This is a genomic window from Leucobacter japonicus (assembly GCF_001273855.1).
In the GTDB taxonomy this organism is placed as follows: Bacteria; Actinomycetota; Actinomycetes; order Actinomycetales; family Microbacteriaceae; genus Leucobacter; species Leucobacter japonicus.
On the sequence record NZ_JHBX01000141.1, the window covers coordinates 132,353 to 149,837 of the forward strand.

A 17,485-nucleotide genomic window follows, 5' to 3' on the forward strand; every position below is an offset into this window, starting at 1 on the left:
GAGCGGCTCCGGCACGGCCCGGAGCCGCTCTCGCTACACTGGCACCGTGGTGAATCCAGAGATCCAAGGCCGGGTGTACCCCTCGACTGCGCCGTACCTCGTCGGCCGCGAGAAGGTGCGCGAATTCGCACGAGCCGTGCACAGCGCGTCGCCGCTGCATCATGACCCCGAGGCGGCCCGAGTCGCCGGCTACACCGACGTGGTGGCACCGCCCACCTTCGCGGTCGTGGTGCAAGAAGGCACACTCGCACAGCTGCTCGCCGACGACGAGGCAGGCGTCGACTTCTCCCGAGTCGTGCACGGCGACCAGCGCTTCAGTTATTCTCGGCCGATCGTCGCCGGTGACGAGCTCACCGCGACGCTCACGATCGCGGCAGTGAAGCAGCTCGGCGGGCACTCGATGGTGACCGCGTCGAGCGACGTGGTCGACGCCGATGGTGCGCACGTCGTGACGGCCATCTCTACGCTCGTCGTTCGCGCCGAGGAGGAGCACGCATGACCGCCGCAGACTTTTCTCAGCTCACCGTCGGTGACGTCGTCGCCGAACGCGAGATCGCGCTGACCCGCGACCACCTCGTGCGCTACGCGGGCGCCTCGGGCGACTTCAACCCGATCCACTACCGCGATGACGTCGCGACCTCGGTGGGGCTCCCCGGCGTGCTCGCGCACGGCATGCTCACGATGGGCGTCGCGGGCTCGGTTGCCACCGACTGGCTCGGCACCGCCGGGCATGTCGCCGACTTCCAGTCGCGCTTCACCCGACCGGTTCCCGTCGATGCCGTCGCCGGTGCGACGCTGACGGTCACCGCGACGGTCGGTGCCCTCGACGCCGAGGCCCGCACCGCACGCCTCGATCTGAAGGTCGTGTTCGACGGCGCGACGGTGCTCGGCAAGTCGCAGCTCGTGGCGGCGTTCGCGTGATCCTGCCCGAGATCGGACCCGAGCCCGCGGGCGACGGCACCCCGTTCTCGCAGCTCACGACGATGCGCGTTGGCGGCCCCGCCGAGCGCGTGCTCGTCGCGCACGAACTGCAGGAGCTCGTGGCGTTCGCGCAGGGGCTGTGGGATACGGACGAGCCGTGGCTGCTGCTCGGTGGCGGCTCGAACACCGTTATGCACGACGACGGCTTCCCGGGAACGGTGCTGCTCGTGCGCACCACGGGCATCGCGCCGGTCGAAGACGACGCACTGCCCGAGGGCAAGATTCGTCTGCGAGTGCAGGCCGGGCACGACTGGGATCACCTCGTCGCGGCGTGCGTCGAGAACGGCTGGTCGGGCATCGAAGCCCTCTCGGGCATCCCGGGCGCTGCGGGTGCGGCTCCGGTGCAGAACATCGGCGCGTACGGTCAAGAGCTCTCGGACGTACTCCACTCGATCGAGTTTCTCGATCGCGACCGCGGGTACGCCCGGCGCATTCCCGCCGAAGATCTCGGTCTTGCGTACCGCGACTCGGCGATCAAGCAGGGTCTCGAAGGCGTCGTGCTCTCCATCGACATCGTGCTGACCGTGGGTGAGGTGGGCCCCGGGCGCCGTGCGCACGCCGCCCCCGAGGTGCTCTCCGAGCCGATCGCGTACGCGCAGCTGGCCGGCGCGCTCGGCGTCGAGATCGGCGATCGGGTGCCGATCCGCGACCTGCGCGATTCGGTGCTCGGCCTGCGCGCATCCAAGGGCATGGTGCTCGATCCCGATGACCATGACAGTTGGAGCTCTGGCTCGTTCTTCACGAACCCGATCGTGACCGAGCGCTTCGCCCATGAGCTGCCCGAGAACGCCCCGCGCTTTCCGCAGCCGGTGCCCGAGGTCGCGGACGCCGTGACGACGTTCGAGGAGCTCGAGGCGGGGTACCCGATCCGTGTGCCGCAGGCGACGCCCGAGCGCATGGTGAAGCTGTCGGCCGCCTGGCTCATCGAGCACGCCGGGGTGCAGCGCGGCTTCCACCTGCCCGGGTCGGGTGCGGCGATCTCGTCGAAGCACACGCTCGCCATCACGAATCGCGGCGGTGCCACGGCGCATGACGTCGCGGAGCTCGCGCGCTTCGTCGTGCAGCGGGTGCAGCAGGAGTTCGGCGTGATCCTGGCGCCCGAGCCCAACCTCTACGGCCTCGAGCTGTAGCCGAGACCATGCGGGTCCAGGTCGTCGGGCAGGGTCGCATGGGCGCCGCGCTGCATCACGTGCTGCGCGAGGCCGGCGTCGACGTACTGCCGCTTGCCGGGCGCGGAGCCACGGGCCGTGATGCCGACGGCCGGTCGGCCGACGTCGTGTTGCTCGCGGTGCCCGACGCCGAGATCTCCGCTGCGGCAGTGCTGGTCGAGCCCGGCCCGATCGTCGCGCATCTCTCCGGCGCGACGACGCTCGCACCGCTCGCACCGCACGAGCGCTTCAGCGTGCACCCGCTGCTCTCGGTGACGGGAGCCGAGACGCGGTTCGCGGGTTCCTGGGCAGCGCTCTCGGCGGCCGGAGAGCGGGCGCACGCCGCAGCGATCTGGCTCGCGGGGCAGCTTGGCCTGCGCACGTTCGCAGTGAGCGATGCGGATCGCGCGGCCTATCACGCGTCTGCGTCGATCGCGGCGAACTTTCTGGTGACGCTCGAAAGCGTGGCTGAGCGACTCGCATCGACGGCCGGGGTGCCGCGAGAGGCCCTAGTGCCGCTGGCACGCGGGGCGCTCGACAACTGGGAGCATCTCGGCGCCGTCCGCGCATTGACCGGCCCGGTCGCGCGCGGCGACGAAGCAACGATCGCACGGCAGCGTGCCGCGGTGACGGAGCGCCTGCCCGATGCCGTACCGCTGTACGATGCGATGGTGACCGCGAGTCGAGAACTGGCGGCGCAGCACGACGACACGACGGGGCAGCCGACCGGCGCTCGCGACCAGACCGAGGAGACCCGATGAAGATCGTGCGCACGGTGCGCGAACTGCGTGAGCAGGTGCGCAATGCGCGGGCTGCGGGATCGCCGCACGTCGGGCTCGTACCGACCATGGGCGCGCTCCACGAGGGGCACCTCTCGCTCGTGCGCGCGGCGCAGCAGGCCGGGGGCTTCGTGGTGCTGTCGATCTTCGTGAATCCCAAGCAGTTCACCGAGGCGTCCGACCTCGACTCCTACCCGCGCCAGGAAGAGGCCGATGCGGCGCTCGCCGCAGGCGCGGGCGTCGACGTGATCTTCGCCCCCGACGCGACCGAGCTGTACCCCGGCGGGTTCGCGACGAACGTGCACGTGGGCGGCCCCCTGACTGAGACCCTCGAGGCCGCCGGGCGCGGGCCCGAACACTTCGACGGCGTCGCGACGGTCGTGTCGAAACTGCTCATCGCCGCCGGCCCCGACGCCGCCTACTTCGGGCAGAAAGACGCGCAGCAGCTGCTGGTCGTGCGCCGTATGGTCGCCGACCTCGGGCTGCCCGTCGAGATCGTGGCCTGCCCGACGGTGCGCGACGACGATGGGCTGGCGAAGTCGAGCCGGAACGTGCGCCTGAGCACTGAAGATCGCGCACGGGCTCTCGCGATCCCGCGCGCCCTCGAAGCCGCCGAAACCGCGCTCGCGCTGGGGGAGACCCGCGTCGCCGCACTGCATGCCCGCGCCGCCGCAGTGCTCACCGCTGCGGGCATCGAGCCCGAGTACCTCGCGTTCGTCGACACGAGCGCCCTCGCGCCGCTCGAGACGATCGAGGCCCCCGCGCTGCTCGCCATCGCCGCGCGCGTGGGCACGGTGCGGCTCATCGACAACACGCTGCTGACTCCGCCGACTGCTGATGGGTTCGGCGATCCACCCGCCTTGCATCACCCCCACCCCGAGGAGCGTTGACATGCCGAAGGTTTCGATTCCTGCGCTCGCCGAGAAGCGCGCCGCCGGCGAGCCGATCGTCATGGTGACGGCGTACGACTACCCGGGTGCGCGCGCCGCCGAGCGGGCGGGCGTCGACATGGTGCTCGTCGGCGATTCGGGCGCCCAGGTGGTGCTCGGCTACGACTCGACCGTGCCAGTCACGACCGACGAGATGCTGGTGCTCGCCCGCGCCGTGCGCCGCGGCACCGAGACCGCGTTCGTCGTGTGCGACGTGCCGTTCGGGTCGACCGAGGTGTCGGATGCGCAGGCGGTCGAGACTTCCATCCGGTTCGTGAAAGAGGCGGGCGCCGATTCGGTGAAGCTCGAGGGCGGCTCGGAGTCGCGCCTCAGCCGCATCCGCGCGATCGTTGCGGCGGGCATCCCGGTGGTGGCGCACCTCGGGCTCACCCCGCAGACCGCGACCGCGCTCGGAGGCATGCGCGCGCAGGGGCGCACCGGTGCGAGCGCGGCCAAGCTCGTGCGCGAGGCCCGTGGCGTGCAAGAAGCGGGTGCCTTCTGCCTCGTCGTCGAGGCCGTGCCCGCCGAGATCACCGAGCTGCTGCGCGGTGAGCTCAGCATCCCGATCATCGGCATCGGGGCGGGCGATGCCGACGGGCAGGTGCTGGTGCTCAATGATCTGCTCGGGATCACCGAGGGTCACACCGCGAAATTCGTGAAGCGGTACGGCAGCGTCGGCGACGACTCCGTGGCCGCCATCGAGGCGTACGCGGCCGAGGTGCGCTCGCGCACCTTCCCCGGCCCCGAGCACCGCTACGCCGCGACCGATGAGGCGATCGCGGCGGCGCGGGCCGAACTCGGCGAGTAGCGCGCCGGCTACCGCGCGAGGCTGATCGCGGGCGAGGCGAGCGCCCCGACGCGATCGAGCCCAGCGCGCAGGTCGCGGATGAGGTCGTCGGCCGACTCGAGCCCGATCGAGAGGCGCAGCAGCCCCGGAGTGATGCCAAGGCGATCGTTGATCTCGTCGGTGAAGGTCGCGTGCGTCGAGGTCAGCGGGTGGATCACCATCGAACGCGTATCGCCGATACCGGTCATGCGCGAGAAGACGCGCACCCCGTTGACGAAGGCGCGGGCGCCCTCGACGCCGCCGCGCACCGTGACACCGAAGATCGAACCGGTGCGGCCCGAGTAATCGCGCAACGCGATGTCGTGCAGGGCGTTCGACGGGAGCCCGGAGTAGTCGACCGATTCGACCTCTGGCTGCTCCTCGAGCCACGCGGCGATGCGCAGCGACGACTCGACGTGGCGCTCCATGCGCAGCGACAGCGTCTCCATGCCCTGGTGCAGCAAGAAGCCGTTGAAGGGTGACAGTGACGGCCCGATGTCGTTGACCACGGCCTCGCGCGCCGTGCGAGCGTAGGCACCCGTGCCGAAACGGTCGAGCATCGAGCCCAGCCCGGGCCGCGGGGCGTTCGTGATGAGCGGGTAGGCGCGGCCGGCGCGCTCGGCGGCCTCCCAGTCGAAAGTGCCGCCATCGACGAGCGCGCCGCCGACCGCAGCGCCGTGGCCGGTGAGAAACTTCGTGGTCGAGTGCACCACGATGTTCGCGCCGTGCTCGAACGGGCGGATCAGCGCGGGCGTACCGATGGTGTTGTCGACGACGAGCGGCAGGTGGTAGCGCGCGGCAACGGCGGCGATGCGGCGCAGATCGGTGACGTCGTTGCGCGGGTTCGGAATGGTCTCGGTGTAGATCGCCTTCGTGTTCGGGCGAATCACCCGATCCCACTCGGCGTCGTCCGCCGCATCCCAGACATAGTCGACGTCGATGCCGAAACGCTTGAAACTGCGGCCGAACAAGATGCGGGTGCCGCCGTAGATCGAGGCGGTCGAGACGATGTGATCGCCCTCCTGCGCGAGCGTGAAGAGCGCGGCCGAGATCGCGGCCTGCCCGCTTGACACCGCGACGGCTGCACTGCCGCCCTCGAGTGATGCCAGGCGCTCCTCGGCAACCGAGTTCGTTGGGTTGCCCTGGCGCGAGTAGATCGGATCTGTCGAGCGACCTGCGAAGCGGTCGACCTGGTCGTCGAAGTCATCGAACACGTAGCCCGCCGACATCGCGATCGGCGGTACACGCAGACCGGTGTTCAGATCAGGGTACTCGCCGGCGTGCACCTGGCGGGTGTCGAAGTCGAACCCCTCCCAATCGGTGACGGGCTGTGCAGTGTCGAGGGGCTGGTCGCTCATCGGGTGGCCTCCAGGTCGAGGGCGGGCAGTGACGTTTCGGATGCGGCGGGTGCCGCAGTGGCAGGCGCCGGGGGAGCGGGGAGGATCGACGCGACGCGATCCACCGCCGCTCGAATGGTCTGCGGCGCGCAGGCGAGGTTGATGCGCACGTGGCCGGCTCCGCCGTCGCCGAAGAAGGCGCCGTCGTTGAAGGCGACTCGGGCGTCGTGCAAGATACGGGAGTACGGATCGTCGCCGAGGCCCACCGCTCTGAAATCGAGCCAGACGAGGTAGCCCGCGTCAGGCCGCGTGACGCGTACGCCCGGCAGACGTGCGGCGATGAGCTCGGCGAGGAGCGCGAAGTTCGTCTCGATCTGCGCGATCGCGCGGTCGAGCCAGTCGCGGGACTCGGTGAAGGCGGTCGTGTTGGCGTGCAGGCCAAGAATGCTCACGCGCGTGACGGCCTCGGGGGGCAGGCGGTTCAGTACCTCGTTCGCGCGCTCATCGGCGGCGACGAGCACGGCGCACTTGGCACCCGCGAGGTTCCAAGCCTTGCTCGCGGACAGTGTGGAGACGGCGAGCGCGCCGACCTCGGCCGCGAGGGGCGCGAACGGGGTGAACTGCGCCCCCGTATAGGTGAGTGGTGCGTGGATCTCGTCGGAGACCACGAACACGTCGTAAGCGGCTGCGAGGCGCGCGAGCTCGGCCAAATCGGCTGCGGAGTGCGCCAGGCCGTGCGGATTGTGCGGGTTGCAGAGCACGAAGGCGTCGACCCCGTCTTCACTGGCGAAGGCGCGCTCGATCGCGTTGAGATCGAGGCGCACCGGTGCTGCGAAAACGGCGGGATCATCACCCGTGCGGTGCCCCGCCGGGTCTGCGGCGAGCGGCACCTCGACGACCTCGAACGGCACTTCCTCGAGCATCTCGAAAAAGCCGGGGTAGGTTGGCGTCGGAATCACCAGTCGCCCGCCCTGAGGCCGGCCCACGCGCAACGCCTCAACCACCCCGGTGGCGACATCGGTGACGATGTGCACGTGATCGTGCGGCACGTGCCAGCCCCAGCGATCCTGCGCGAACCCCGCGAATGCGGGCGCCAGAATGCCCGGCTGGTCGAGGTATCCGAGATCGGAGGCCTCGACGCGCTCGATGATCGACCGGCGTACCTCGGGGGCGATTGCAAAGTCCATCTCGGCCACGAACAGGGGGAGCACGTCGTCGGCGAAGCGGCGCCACTTGATGCTGGTGCGCTGCGCGCGCAGCAGATGCGGGTCGAGCTCGGTGAACGGGACGCCGGAAGGATCGACGCTGGTCGTCGCAGTACAGTCGGCGTCAGTCATGCATCCATGCTCTCGCGCGTCGCACGGCGGCGCGAGTCGCGAGGTAATGGGCCGTCATTTAGAACTGTGATGAATCGGAAACGACCAACGGGCCCCGATCCGTAGATCGAGGCCCGTTGGTGCGTGTAAGTCGCGCGAGTCAGACCCGCGGCAGCTTACTCCGACTCTGCGGCGCGAAGACGACGCTGGGTCAGCACGATCGCGCCCGCGCCGAGCACCAGCATGCCGAGGGCCGCGATACCGAAGGGCACCAGCGAGCCGGCATCGAAACCGGTGTTCACGAGCTTGGCGCCATCAGCACCGGTGCCCGCACCAGCGGTTCCGCTTGCGCCTGCACCTGCGGTGCCGTTCGCACCAGCGCCTGCACCGGCAGTGCCGTTTGCGCCGGCGCCTGCGGTGCCGCCGCCTGCTGCTGCGGTGCCGTCAGCGCCGCCGCCGGCTGCCGAGCCACCGTCGGCTGCACCGCCGGCATTCGCGCCCGGATCGACTGCCGCGGCGACCACGAACGTGATCACGGTCGGATCGGAGGTGACGACCTCTTCAGACGCACCGACGAGGAAGGCAACAGGTGCATTCACCGGAATCGCCACCTCGGGGTTCGTCACCGACTGCGTGATGGTGAGCGTGTAGGAACCGGACGGCAGCGGCGCTCCGAAGTCGAAGCCCCATTCGCCGTCGGCGACCTGCGTCGAGGTCGTGATGCCTGCGGGCTGCGTGCCCTCGGTGAACTCGAGGGAGACGTTGGCATCGTTGATGCCAGTGCCGCTCAGGCTCGTGGGGCCCTCGCCGACCGGGAACTCCGAGCCGTTGGCAATCGTCGGATTGCCGGGCGCTGCGGGGAGCACCTTGATCTCGCCCTCGACGACTGAGGAATCCTCGCCGTTCAGGCTCTGGCGCAGCTCGTAGTCGAAGGTGCCGTACCCGAGTTCAGCTTCAACCGACCAGGTGCCGTCCGACTCAACAGTGGTCGAGTGCGACTCGCCCATGCCGTCGGCGTTACGCAGGAACAGGTCGACCGTGGCATCGGCGACGCCGGTGCCCGTGATGGTGACGTCGTTCGAGGTGAACTTGGTCGTGTCAATTGCCGGAGCGGCGAGTGCGACGCTGAAGTCGACCGTGACCGAGTCCGAGCTGCTCTTGCCGTTCTGCGCGACGATCGTGTACGAGTAATCGTCCGGCGTCGTGGGCGCCGTGAACGTTGCCTTGCCGTTCGACACGGGCACCGTCTCGCCGGCGTTGCCGAAGCCGACCGACAGCTCGGTCGCGTTGCTCGGAACACTGACAACGATGTCGCTGCCGCCGGCGATCTTCTCGCTCAGATCGGTATCGACCGAAGGTGCGTCGATGTCGAGCGCGACCTCGTAGCCCGGGATGTGGGGGAGGATGTGCTTCAGCGAAGCCGTCCAGGTGAACTGCGGGGTGCTGCCCGAAGCCGGGCTGCCGCCGCTGATCACACCGATGGCGTTGGTGCCCTGGAAGACTGCGCCGCCCGAGTCGCCCGGTGCCGCGAGCACGTTGCTCTCGAAGCCGCGCACCCAGCGGGGCTCGCCCTCAGGCGTGGTGATCGTTGCCCAGCCATCGACGAGGTTGCCCACCGTGCCGGAGGTGTAGCCGGTCGTGCGGCCGCTCTTCGAAACCGCGCTTCCGGGAACCGGGTTGGCAGTGTTGGCCGACTTGATCTTGATCGTGCTGGCGGCGAGGTCTTCTGCACCAGCGGTCGTCCAGTCCGTGACCTCGGGGCGCAGGTCGAACGTCGACGGGATGTTCTCGATGATGGAGACATCGGTGCCCTCGGGATCGGGGTTGTTCGCATCGGTCGCCTCGGAATTGCCGACGCCACCGAACTGCGAGAACCCGAAGTCGCCAAGCTTGCCGGTGCCGTTGGGCACGGCACCGGTACCGGGTGCACCACCGGTAACCGCGGGCTGCTCCGACGGCTGCACGAGACCGGTCTCGGTGTAGTCGCCGTCGTGGGTGCAGTGACCGGCGCTGAGCAGCACCGGCTCATTGTCGGGGCTCCATGCGGTGAACCCTACCGAGCAGAAGCTCTGGGGGTTGCCGCCCTGGAATGCGAGGTAGCCTGCGCCGCCGACGACATCGGTGGCCGCGTAGGCAATCGGAGCCTCAGACACGGTCTGCACCTTCGCGCCGGGCGAACCGAGCTCTGCGGCGTAGGCATCGATTGCTGCGTCGACCTCGGGGCCGGTCTCGCTGCCCTCGGTCTGCACAATGACCGGATTGCCGCTGGCATCAACGCCGAGCGCGACGACCTGCACACCTGCGTCTTCGAGCACTTCGGCCGCAGCGACAGGCGCCTCTTCCGGAACAGCCGTGGTTTCCTCGGCTACGACGGGTGCTTCCTGCACCTGCTGATCGGTCGGAGCCTCTACGTCATCGGCAAGCGCCGGTGCTGCGAAGAAGAGACTTCCGAAACCGATCGTGATCGCCGCGCCAAGCGCGACAGGACGACGTTTCGTCACGTGTAATCCCCCATGGTGATCGTAAATGGTCAACATGGCCACCGGAATGAAACCGGACGTACGGGCGATCGGATGCTTGCGCGTTTCCCCTGCGCGAGCACCCTGGTCCGACACCAGGGGCCGGGGTAAACGTAACCTGTTCGTTAGCCGGGTGCAAGGGGTGAGCGAACTGAGAATGTCGACACTGTGCAAAAAATCCCCGATGTGCTGTGTATTCAAGAAATTTGCAATGCAGTGTCATCTGGGGTGGCTAGCATGCGGAGTAACGACGGAGGGGATCCCATGACACGCATGCACGTACGCACAGGAGCTGCGCTGCTGCTCGCGCTCAGCGGCACGGTCGCTCTGGTGGGCTGCGCACAGGATGTTGGCAATAACACGCAAGGCTCTGCAGGTGAGAGGACGACGATGGTGAGTGCGGCAGATCTGGCGGGCACCTGGACTTCGGATGAGCAGGGAAACCCGACACTGACGTTCGATGAGAGCGGATCGATTGAAGGCACCGATGGGTGCAACGGTATCGGCACGCAATACACGATCGACGGCGACACGGTGCGCGTCGACACGTTCGCATCGACCCTGATGGCCTGCCCCGGCGTCGACGACTGGCTGCGCGGTATTCGCGAGGTGCAGATCGACGGCGACACCATGAACGTGATGAACGAGGCGGGCGAACAGATCGGAACGCTGCAGCGCGCAACAGACTCGCAGTAGTACAGACAAGTGTGACGCCAAGCGACGCGAATTTTCGCAGTCGACATGGACACCGTGTAAAAAAAGCTGTGCCCACGCACAGCAACTGGATACGCTGACTCTCAGGTTCGTTCAGACACTGGGGGTCTCATGGACGCGTTTCTCTTCATCACGCAACTGCTCGTCGTGCTCGGCTGCATCGTTATGGGCACGCGTTCGAGCGGTGTCGGCCTGGGTCTGTGGGGTGGCACCGGCGTCGCGATCCTCGTCTTCGTCTTCCGCCTTGCCCCGGGTAACCCGCCGGTCGATGCCCTGCTCATCGTGCTCGTGGTCGTGCTCGCCTCATCGATGATGCAGTCGGCCGGCGGCATCGACTGGATGGTGTCGATCGCGGCAAAGCTCATTGCGAAGAGCCCCAAGCAGATCACCCTCGTCGCGCCGCTCGTTGCCTTCCTCTTCTCGGTCGGTGCCGGTACCTCGAACATCCTGTATCCGCTGCTCCCGGTGATTCAGGATCTCGCGTACCGCAATGGGATCCGCCCCTCGCGCCCGCTCTCGCTGTCGGTCGTCGCGACCGGCGTCGCTCTCGCGTGCAGCCCGGTCTCGGCGGCGATGGCGGCGATGGTGACGCTGACCGACACCGCACCCTGGAACTTCGAACTCATCGACATCCTGAAGGTCACGATTCCGGCGGCGATCGTCGGCATCGTGCTCTCGAGCATCGTGGTGAATCGACTCGGCAAGGAGATTGCCGACGACACCGAGATTCAGGCGAAGATCGCCTCGGGGGAGATCGCCGCGCCGCAGTCGAGTGCCCACGAAGTGAAGGCGCAGGTCACGGTGACGACCGCTGGCCGCAACGCCGCGATCATCTTCCTGCTGGGCGTTGCCGCAATCGTCATCTTCGGGCTCTTCAAAGGGCTGCGACCGCTGACCGCCGACGGCGACCCGATCTCCATGACGCCGATCATCGAGATCGTGATGTTCGTCGCAGGCACGTTGATCCTGCTCGTCTCACGACCGAAGGTCAGCGAGATTCCGACGATGACGGTCTTCAAAGCCGGTATGGTCTCGGCGATTGCACTCTTCGGTCTCGCGTGGCTCACCGATACATTCCTCGGCGCGCATACGACGCTCATCGCCGACGGGGTTGGCGGGCTCGTCACCGCGGTGCCCTGGATCTTCGCACTCGGCGTCTTCCTCGTCTGCGTGCTGACCACCAGCCAGTCGACGGCGACGCGAACCATCGTGCCCATCGGCCTGGCCGCCGGCATTCCACTCGGACTGCTCACGGGCATGTGGGCCGGTGCGTTTGCCGGCATCTACCTGCTGCCCACCAACGGATCGCAGATCGCCGCGGCGAACTTCGACACGACCGGCAGCACGAAGCTCGGCACCAAGCTCGTCGACCACTCGTTCTTCCTGCCGACGCTGATTCTCGCGGTCACCACCATCGCCGCCGGCGCTGCATTCGGGGCGATCTGGGGCGGCGCCTAGGCGCTACCCGGCCCAGCCTCGCCCTGCGTCGCTGACCACTGCGTCGCTTTCCCCCGCGTCGAGCGCACCACTTTCTGCCGAGAGCACCATTGTCTATTGGGTGCACTCGGGAGAAACCGGTGCACTCGAAGGGATGGCGCCGCGGGCGCGGGGATGGCGCGGGCGCGGGGATGGCGCGGGCGCGGGGATGGCGCGGGCGTGGGCGCGGTAGCGCGGCGGCGCCCGGGCGCCCTATGCCTGGTCGCGGAACTGATCCCACGCCCGCTTGCAGGCGTAGGCGAGGATGTCGACGCGTTCGCGATCCTCGGTGATCCACTCGGTGCCGGGCTGCTGCAACTCGGCCACGGCCTCGGGCCCCAGCAGGTACTCGCGCAAGAACTCCGCCTGCACCGCCCCGAGCGTCAGCCCGGCTTCGGCTGCCTCGGCTTCGAGTGCCCGGAAGCGCGCACCCGCCGCCAGAATCTCCTGGCTGCCCAGGTACGGCTGGTTGAGCAGCACCGCCTCGGGCGCTTCGACCTCGAACCCGGTGCGGTGCGCGGCGGCCAGACGACGCAGGGCCGCCGGGTGCATGGTCGGCGGGTCGGCGGGGTCGCGCGACTCGCCCTGGGCATCACCGCGATTGGAGAGTGCGACGACGGCGGGCAGGCGATCCTGCGGGGCACGCGCAATGTTGACGGCGCCCTCGCGAGTCGTGGTCGTGTTCATCGTGTCGTGGAAGGACAGGCGCGTGAACGAGCCGCCGTGGGCGAGCCCGTGCTCGATGAATCGATCGGTGAGCACTTCTCGCGTCGCCTCGTACACGCCAAGACCCTGCTCGGCGGTGGCGGCGAAGGTGTCGACGAGGCGGTGCAGGCCTTCGGCGGTCTCGGGGATTTCGAGAATCGGGAAGAACGAGAACGTGACGGGGCGGATCGCGTCGACTCCAGACAGGTCGACCTTCTGCCACGGGCCGGCCTCGCGCACCCGCTCGATCGCCTGCTGCAGATCGGCGCGCACATCGGCCGGCTTGGCACGGTTTGGGTCGCGCACGAGACGCGGGTGGGGGTTGATCACCGCGACGATGCGCGGATCGATCTCAGCCCACCGTTTGACCACCGAAGCCGTCGCGACATCGGTGAAGTCGTACTGCAGACGGCGGGTGAGCTCGGGGGAGAGGAACTCGGCGAGCTCTGCCGGGATCGCCGCACCCGAGTGGGGCGTCGTGACCAGCAGGTCAGCCTCGGCGATCGCGCGGTCGAGATCGCGCGTGTCGGGGTCGGCGTAGTGAATGATCTCGTCGGGGGCGAACACCGTGCCGGCGGGGATCAGGTCGAGATCGTTCGCGTTCATGGCACCAGAGTAGTGCTGGGGGTGGCGGGCCGGAAGAGGCTGGCCGGGAGCGTGTTCGGCGCGTTAGGCGCGGCCGCGATTGCGACGCCGAATCTGGCGGGCCGGGCGGCCCCCGAGGTACGACGCGGCTGAATCGACCACGAAGCCCTGGCGCAGCGCCTCGCGACCGATGAGCATGCGGAAGACCATCTCTTCGCGGTCGGTGAGCGTGAGCTCGGCCTCGATCTTGCGGCCCGCGAGGGTGAGTTTCACGAGCACGACGGGGCGCAGCTGCGCATGGCCCGATGAGCTGCGTACGGTGCGGCGATCGTGCACCGGAAGCTCGACCTCGACCGCGTCATCATCGTCCACCTGCCACGGCTGTACGAGGAAGCGGACCCACGGCTCGCCCGAGCGTTCGAACTCGGTGATCTCGGTTGCGTGGAGGGCGGAGGTCTGGGCGCCGGTGTCGATCTTCGCCTTGATCCACGGCACGCCGATACCATTCAGCTTCACCCATTCACGCCACCCCGTTGGAGTGCTTGAATGGTCAGGTACGGTCACGCATCTATCTTGGCAGGAAATCACGGTGAAACTCGCGATTCTTTCGCGCGCCCCGCAGGCGTACTCCACTCAGCGGCTCCAGGCCGCGGCCCTCGAGCGCGGTCACACGGTGCGCGTGCTCAATACTCTGCGCTTCGCGATCGACCTGGCCGGAGAAGAGCCCGACCTGCTCTATCGCGGCAAGCAGCTCAGCGATTACGACGCGGTACTGCCGCGCATCGGCAGCTCGATCAGCTACTTCGGCACCGCGGTCGTGCGGCAGCTGGAGCAGATGGACGTGTACACGCCGAACACGGCGAACGGCATCGCCAATGCTCGAGACAAGCTGCGCGCCATTCAGATTCTGTCGAAGCACAACATCGAGATGCCCGCGACGGCGTTCGTGCGCAACCGCGCCGACGTGCGCCCGGCGATCGAGAGCGTCGGCGGCGCCCCGGTCGTCATCAAGCTGCTCGAGGGCACTCAAGGTATCGGCGTCATTCTCGCCCCGCAGGTGAAGGTCGCCGAGGCGATCATCGAGACACTGCACTCGACGCGCCAGAACGTGCTCATTCAGCGCTTCGTCTCAGAGAGCCGCGGCCGCGACGTGCGCGCGCTCGTGGTCGGCGACCGTGTGGTCGCGGCGATGCGCCGCACCGCGGCCGGTGACGAATTCCGGTCGAATGTGCACCGCGGCGGCACCGTCGAAGCCGTGCAGCTCGATGCTGCCTACGAGCAGACCGCCGTGCGTGCGGCTCAGATCATGGGGCTGCGCGTCGCCGGCGTCGACATGCTCGAGGGCGACGAAGGGCCCCTAGTCATGGAGGTCAACTCGTCGCCTGGGCTGCAGGGCATCGAGAGCGCGACGGGCCTCGACGTGGCCGGCGCGATCATCGACTTCATCGCGAATCAGGTCGACTTCCCCGAGATCGACGTGCGCCAGCGCCTGAGTGTCTCGACGGCCTACGGCGTTGCGGAGCTCACGATGCACGGCTCGGAGCACGTCGGCAAGACGCTCGGCGAACTGGGGCTGTGGGACCGTGACGTCACCGTGCTGACGCTGCACCGCGGGGTGCAAGTGATCCCGAACCCCCGCAAGCACGTGGTGCTCGAAGCCGAAGACCGGCTGCTGTGCTTCGGTCGCCTCGATGAGATGCGGTCAATGATTCCCGAGCGCCGGCGCCGCCGTGCCCGGGTGCGCAAGCTGACGAAAGCGGCCCAGGAGCTCGCCGACGGGTGATCGCCGCGAGCTCCCGGGCCGTTGCTCGGGGGCGAGTGGTTAGGACTTCGCAGCGGTGAGCTGGAACTCCACGGAACCGCTGTCTTCGACCGAGACGAACCCGAGGCTCGGTGCTTCGACGCCGAAGTCGGCGAACGTGATCGGGATCGAGCCGGCGATCTCGGCGGTCGTGCCGTCGCTCTTCAACTCGATCTCAGCGGTGACGGTCTGCGTCTTGCCCGCCAGGGTCAGTTCGCCCGTCGCCTGCGTCTTGACGACCTCGCCCGATGCCGGTGCACTGTCGAGGGTCACCGGATCGGTGAGCGTGAACGTGGCCGTCGGGAACTCGGAGACGTTCATCGCCTGCGAGCGGAAGTACTCGTCGCGGTTGCTGCTGTCGGTGGCGATCGAGGCGACGTCGACGGTGAGCTCGGCGGCGTCGAGCGTGAGGCCCGTGTCGCCGATGGTGAAGGTGCCCGTGACGTCGTCGGTGCGCCCCGTCACGGTGACGTCGGTGCCGTTGAGCACCTCGTCGACGCGGTAGCCGGCCTCGGAGCCGTCGGAGACGCTCCAGGCGCCGGCGAGGGCGGTCGCATCGAGCGCGCCGGTTGCGGAATTGTCATCGGCGGTGCTGGAGTCGGTGGACTCCGTCGACTCGCTCGCGGTCAGTGAGGGGGTGTCGGCCGCGGGAGCGGCGATGACATCTCGGTAGATCATCGGCCCGGCGATGGCCGCCGCGACGCCGAGGGCGATGACGCCGGCTCCGACGCCGATAAGGATCTTCTGGGACTTCTTCACAGTGACTCCTGACATTGCGCGAGTGGGGTGCGCTGCGGTCGATGGAATTCCAAGATGACAGCGCACTTCATGAGGAGCCTCTGGGAAACGTGGGAAACTCCTGCAAACGTCTGACGTTGGGTTGCGGGATCGCCCGGCGTGCATGACGTACGGGTCCGGCATCGCTCGTGCGACGCCGGACCCGCAGCTGGGGACAGTGACCGACTCAGCGCACCCAGACCGTCTTCTGGTTGCAGAACGCGCGAATGCCCGCGGCCGAGAGCTCGCGCCCGTAGCCCGATGCCTTCACGCCGCCGAACGGCAGTTCGGGGTACGAGATGGTCATGCCGTTGACGTTGACCGCCCCGGCGTCGAGCTCGGAGATCGCGCGCGAGATCTCGGCGTCGTCCTCCGTCCAAATTGCCGAACCCAGACCGAACCGGGTCTCGTTGGCGATGCTCAGCGCCTGATCGATCGAGTCGACGCGGTAGACGGAAGCGACGGGCCCGAAGCACTCCTCGACGCGAATCTCCGCCGACGTCGGAATGTCGGCGATGACCGTTGGGCGGTAGAACCAGCCCTGCTCGCCGACCTTTTCGCCACCGGTCAAGATCGCGGCGCCGTGCTCGCGAGCGTTCTCCACCAGCTCGATCACGTCTTGACGCCCCTGTTCGGTGGCGAGCGGGCCGACCTGCGTCGCCGCGTCGAACGGATCGCCGATCACGAGCGACTCGAGCGCGGCGACGAAGCGCTCGACGAAGACGTCGTAGACGTCGGCGTGCACGATGAAGCGCTTCGCGTTGATGCAGGCCTGACCGTTGTTGCTCGTGCGCGATGCGACGGCGGTGGCGACGGCTCCGTCGAGGTCGGCCGACGGCATGACGATGAACGGGTCCGATCCGCCGAGCTCGAGCACGGAGGGCTTGATCGATTCACCGGCGGCCTGTGCGACCTGGCGACCCGCCGGCTCCGAACCGGTGATCGTGACCGCGGCGACCTCGGCGCTGCGGATGATCGCGTCGACCTTCGACGCCGGGATGAGCAGGGTCTGGAATGCACCCTCGGGGAACCCGGCCCGACGGAAGAGGTCATCGAGGTAGAGCGCCGCCTGGGGCACGTTCGAGGCGTGCTTGAGCAGCGCGGTGTTGCCGGCCATGAGGGTGGGGGCGGCGAAGCGGATGACCTGCCAGATCGGGTAGTTCCAGGGCATGACGGCCAGCACGGGCCCGATCGGGTGGTAGGTGGCGTACGCCTGCGCTGCGTTCACGACGGCCGGATCGGCGAGGGGCTCCGGGGCGAGGAAGCCCTCGGCGCGGTCGGCGTAGTAGCGCAGGCAGGCCGCCGACTTCGCGACCTCGCCGCGCGACTGCGCAATCGGTTTGCCCATTTCGAGCGTGATGAGCTCGGCGAGGCTTTCGGCGTCGGCTTCCATGAGGTCAGCAGCACGACGGGTCAGTGCGGCGCGTTCCGCGAACGACGTCGTGCGGTATTCGTCGTAGGTCGCGCGAGCGAGCTCGACGCGACGGCGAACCTCGGTGTCGTCGATGGCGGGGAACTCGGCCTCGAGCGCGCCGGTGGTCGGGTTGACGGTGGTGATGGGCATACGGGTCCTTTCGAGGAACGGGAACGGT

General features: G+C 68.3%; 16 protein-coding genes. 9 read left to right on the top strand and 7 right to left on the bottom strand.

What is annotated here, in order from left to right:
* Window positions 1-46: 46 nt before the first annotated feature.
* The 6 genes from AMS67_RS13700 to panB are packed head-to-tail and all read left to right on the top strand — an operon-like array spanning window position 47 to window position 4,645.
* The gene (locus AMS67_RS13700) at window positions 47-499 is read left to right on the top strand and encodes an FAS1-like dehydratase domain-containing protein (protein ID WP_053387869.1); all 453 of its coding nucleotides are present in this window, start codon (window positions 47-49) and stop codon (window positions 497-499) included.
* Window positions 496-921, top strand: coding sequence for a MaoC/PaaZ C-terminal domain-containing protein (locus AMS67_RS13705; RefSeq protein WP_053387870.1), 426 nt, complete (start codon window positions 496-498; stop codon window positions 919-921). The genes AMS67_RS13700 and AMS67_RS13705 overlap by 4 nt, the downstream gene beginning before the upstream one ends.
* Window positions 921-2,111 (top strand): UDP-N-acetylmuramate dehydrogenase, encoded by a 1,191-nt coding sequence (locus AMS67_RS13710; protein WP_075201417.1) that lies wholly within the window; start codon window positions 921-923, stop codon window positions 2,109-2,111. The genes AMS67_RS13705 and AMS67_RS13710 overlap by 1 nt, the downstream gene beginning before the upstream one ends.
* Window positions 2,112-2,119: 8 nt before the next feature.
* Window positions 2,120-2,890, top strand: a complete 771-nt coding sequence (locus tag AMS67_RS13715) for a Rossmann-like and DUF2520 domain-containing protein (protein ID WP_053387871.1) — start codon at window positions 2,120-2,122, stop codon at window positions 2,888-2,890.
* Complete coding sequence (gene panC / locus AMS67_RS13720; RefSeq protein ID WP_053387872.1) at window positions 2,887-3,798, top strand: pantoate--beta-alanine ligase; 912 nt, start codon at window positions 2,887-2,889, stop codon at window positions 3,796-3,798. Before AMS67_RS13715 ends, panC begins: the two co-directional genes overlap by 4 nt.
* 1 nt (window position 3,799) lies before the next feature.
* Window positions 3,800-4,645, top strand: coding sequence for a 3-methyl-2-oxobutanoate hydroxymethyltransferase (panB, locus tag AMS67_RS13725; RefSeq protein WP_053387873.1), 846 nt, complete (start codon window positions 3,800-3,802; stop codon window positions 4,643-4,645).
* An 8-nt stretch (window positions 4,646-4,653) separates the two neighbouring features.
* Here panB and AMS67_RS13730 read toward each other — a convergent pair whose 3' ends face one another.
* From AMS67_RS13730 to AMS67_RS13740, 3 genes are all read right to left on the bottom strand, one after another.
* Window positions 4,654-6,021 carry an O-acetylhomoserine aminocarboxypropyltransferase/cysteine synthase family protein gene (locus AMS67_RS13730; protein WP_053387874.1) on the bottom strand — a complete coding sequence of 456 codons (1,368 nt, stop codon included), beginning with the start codon at window positions 6,019-6,021 and terminating at the stop codon, window positions 4,654-4,656.
* Window positions 6,018-7,337: a MalY/PatB family protein gene (locus AMS67_RS13735; protein ID WP_082305524.1), complete on the bottom strand. Its 1,320-nt coding sequence runs from the start codon at window positions 7,335-7,337 to the stop codon at window positions 6,018-6,020. Before AMS67_RS13735 ends, AMS67_RS13730 begins: the two co-directional genes overlap by 4 nt.
* A 155-nt stretch (window positions 7,338-7,492) precedes the next feature.
* A complete protein-coding gene (locus tag AMS67_RS13740) occupies window positions 7,493-9,817 on the bottom strand; it encodes a S1 family peptidase (protein ID WP_053387875.1) in 2,325 nt (774 codons plus the stop codon).
* A gap of 282 nt (window positions 9,818-10,099) precedes the next feature.
* Here AMS67_RS13740 and AMS67_RS13745 point away from each other — a divergent pair, with 282 nt between their 5' ends.
* Complete coding sequence (locus AMS67_RS13745; protein ID WP_053387876.1) at window positions 10,100-10,531, top strand: META domain-containing protein; 432 nt, start codon at window positions 10,100-10,102, stop codon at window positions 10,529-10,531.
* 129 nt (window positions 10,532-10,660) lie between these two features.
* The gene (locus AMS67_RS13750; RefSeq protein ID WP_053387877.1) at window positions 10,661-12,007 is read left to right on the top strand and encodes an anaerobic C4-dicarboxylate transporter; all 1,347 of its coding nucleotides are present in this window, start codon (window positions 10,661-10,663) and stop codon (window positions 12,005-12,007) included.
* Between the two features lie 231 nt (window positions 12,008-12,238).
* Here the strand turns inward: AMS67_RS13750 and AMS67_RS13755 are convergent, their stop codons facing one another.
* Window positions 12,239-13,336, bottom strand: coding sequence for an N-formylglutamate amidohydrolase (locus AMS67_RS13755; protein WP_053387878.1), 1,098 nt, complete (start codon window positions 13,334-13,336; stop codon window positions 12,239-12,241).
* A gap of 63 nt (window positions 13,337-13,399) precedes the next feature.
* A complete protein-coding gene (locus AMS67_RS13760; RefSeq protein WP_442354829.1) occupies window positions 13,400-13,903 on the bottom strand; it encodes an ATP-dependent zinc protease family protein in 504 nt (167 codons plus the stop codon).
* A 1-nt stretch (window position 13,904) separates the two neighbouring features.
* Between AMS67_RS13760 and AMS67_RS13765 the strand changes: the two genes are divergently transcribed.
* Complete coding sequence (locus AMS67_RS13765) at window positions 13,905-15,098, top strand: RimK family alpha-L-glutamate ligase (protein ID WP_053387880.1); 1,194 nt, start codon at window positions 13,905-13,907, stop codon at window positions 15,096-15,098.
* Between the two features lie 39 nt (window positions 15,099-15,137).
* On the opposite strand, the gene AMS67_RS13770 is transcribed toward AMS67_RS13765, so the two are convergent.
* Entirely contained in the window at window positions 15,138-15,875 is a 738-nt protein-coding gene (locus AMS67_RS13770; RefSeq protein WP_053387881.1) for a YceI family protein, read from the bottom strand.
* A gap of 205 nt (window positions 15,876-16,080) precedes the next feature.
* Complete coding sequence (locus AMS67_RS13775; protein WP_053387882.1) at window positions 16,081-17,457, bottom strand: aldehyde dehydrogenase family protein; 1,377 nt, start codon at window positions 17,455-17,457, stop codon at window positions 16,081-16,083.
* Window positions 17,458-17,485: the final 28 nt, after the last annotated feature.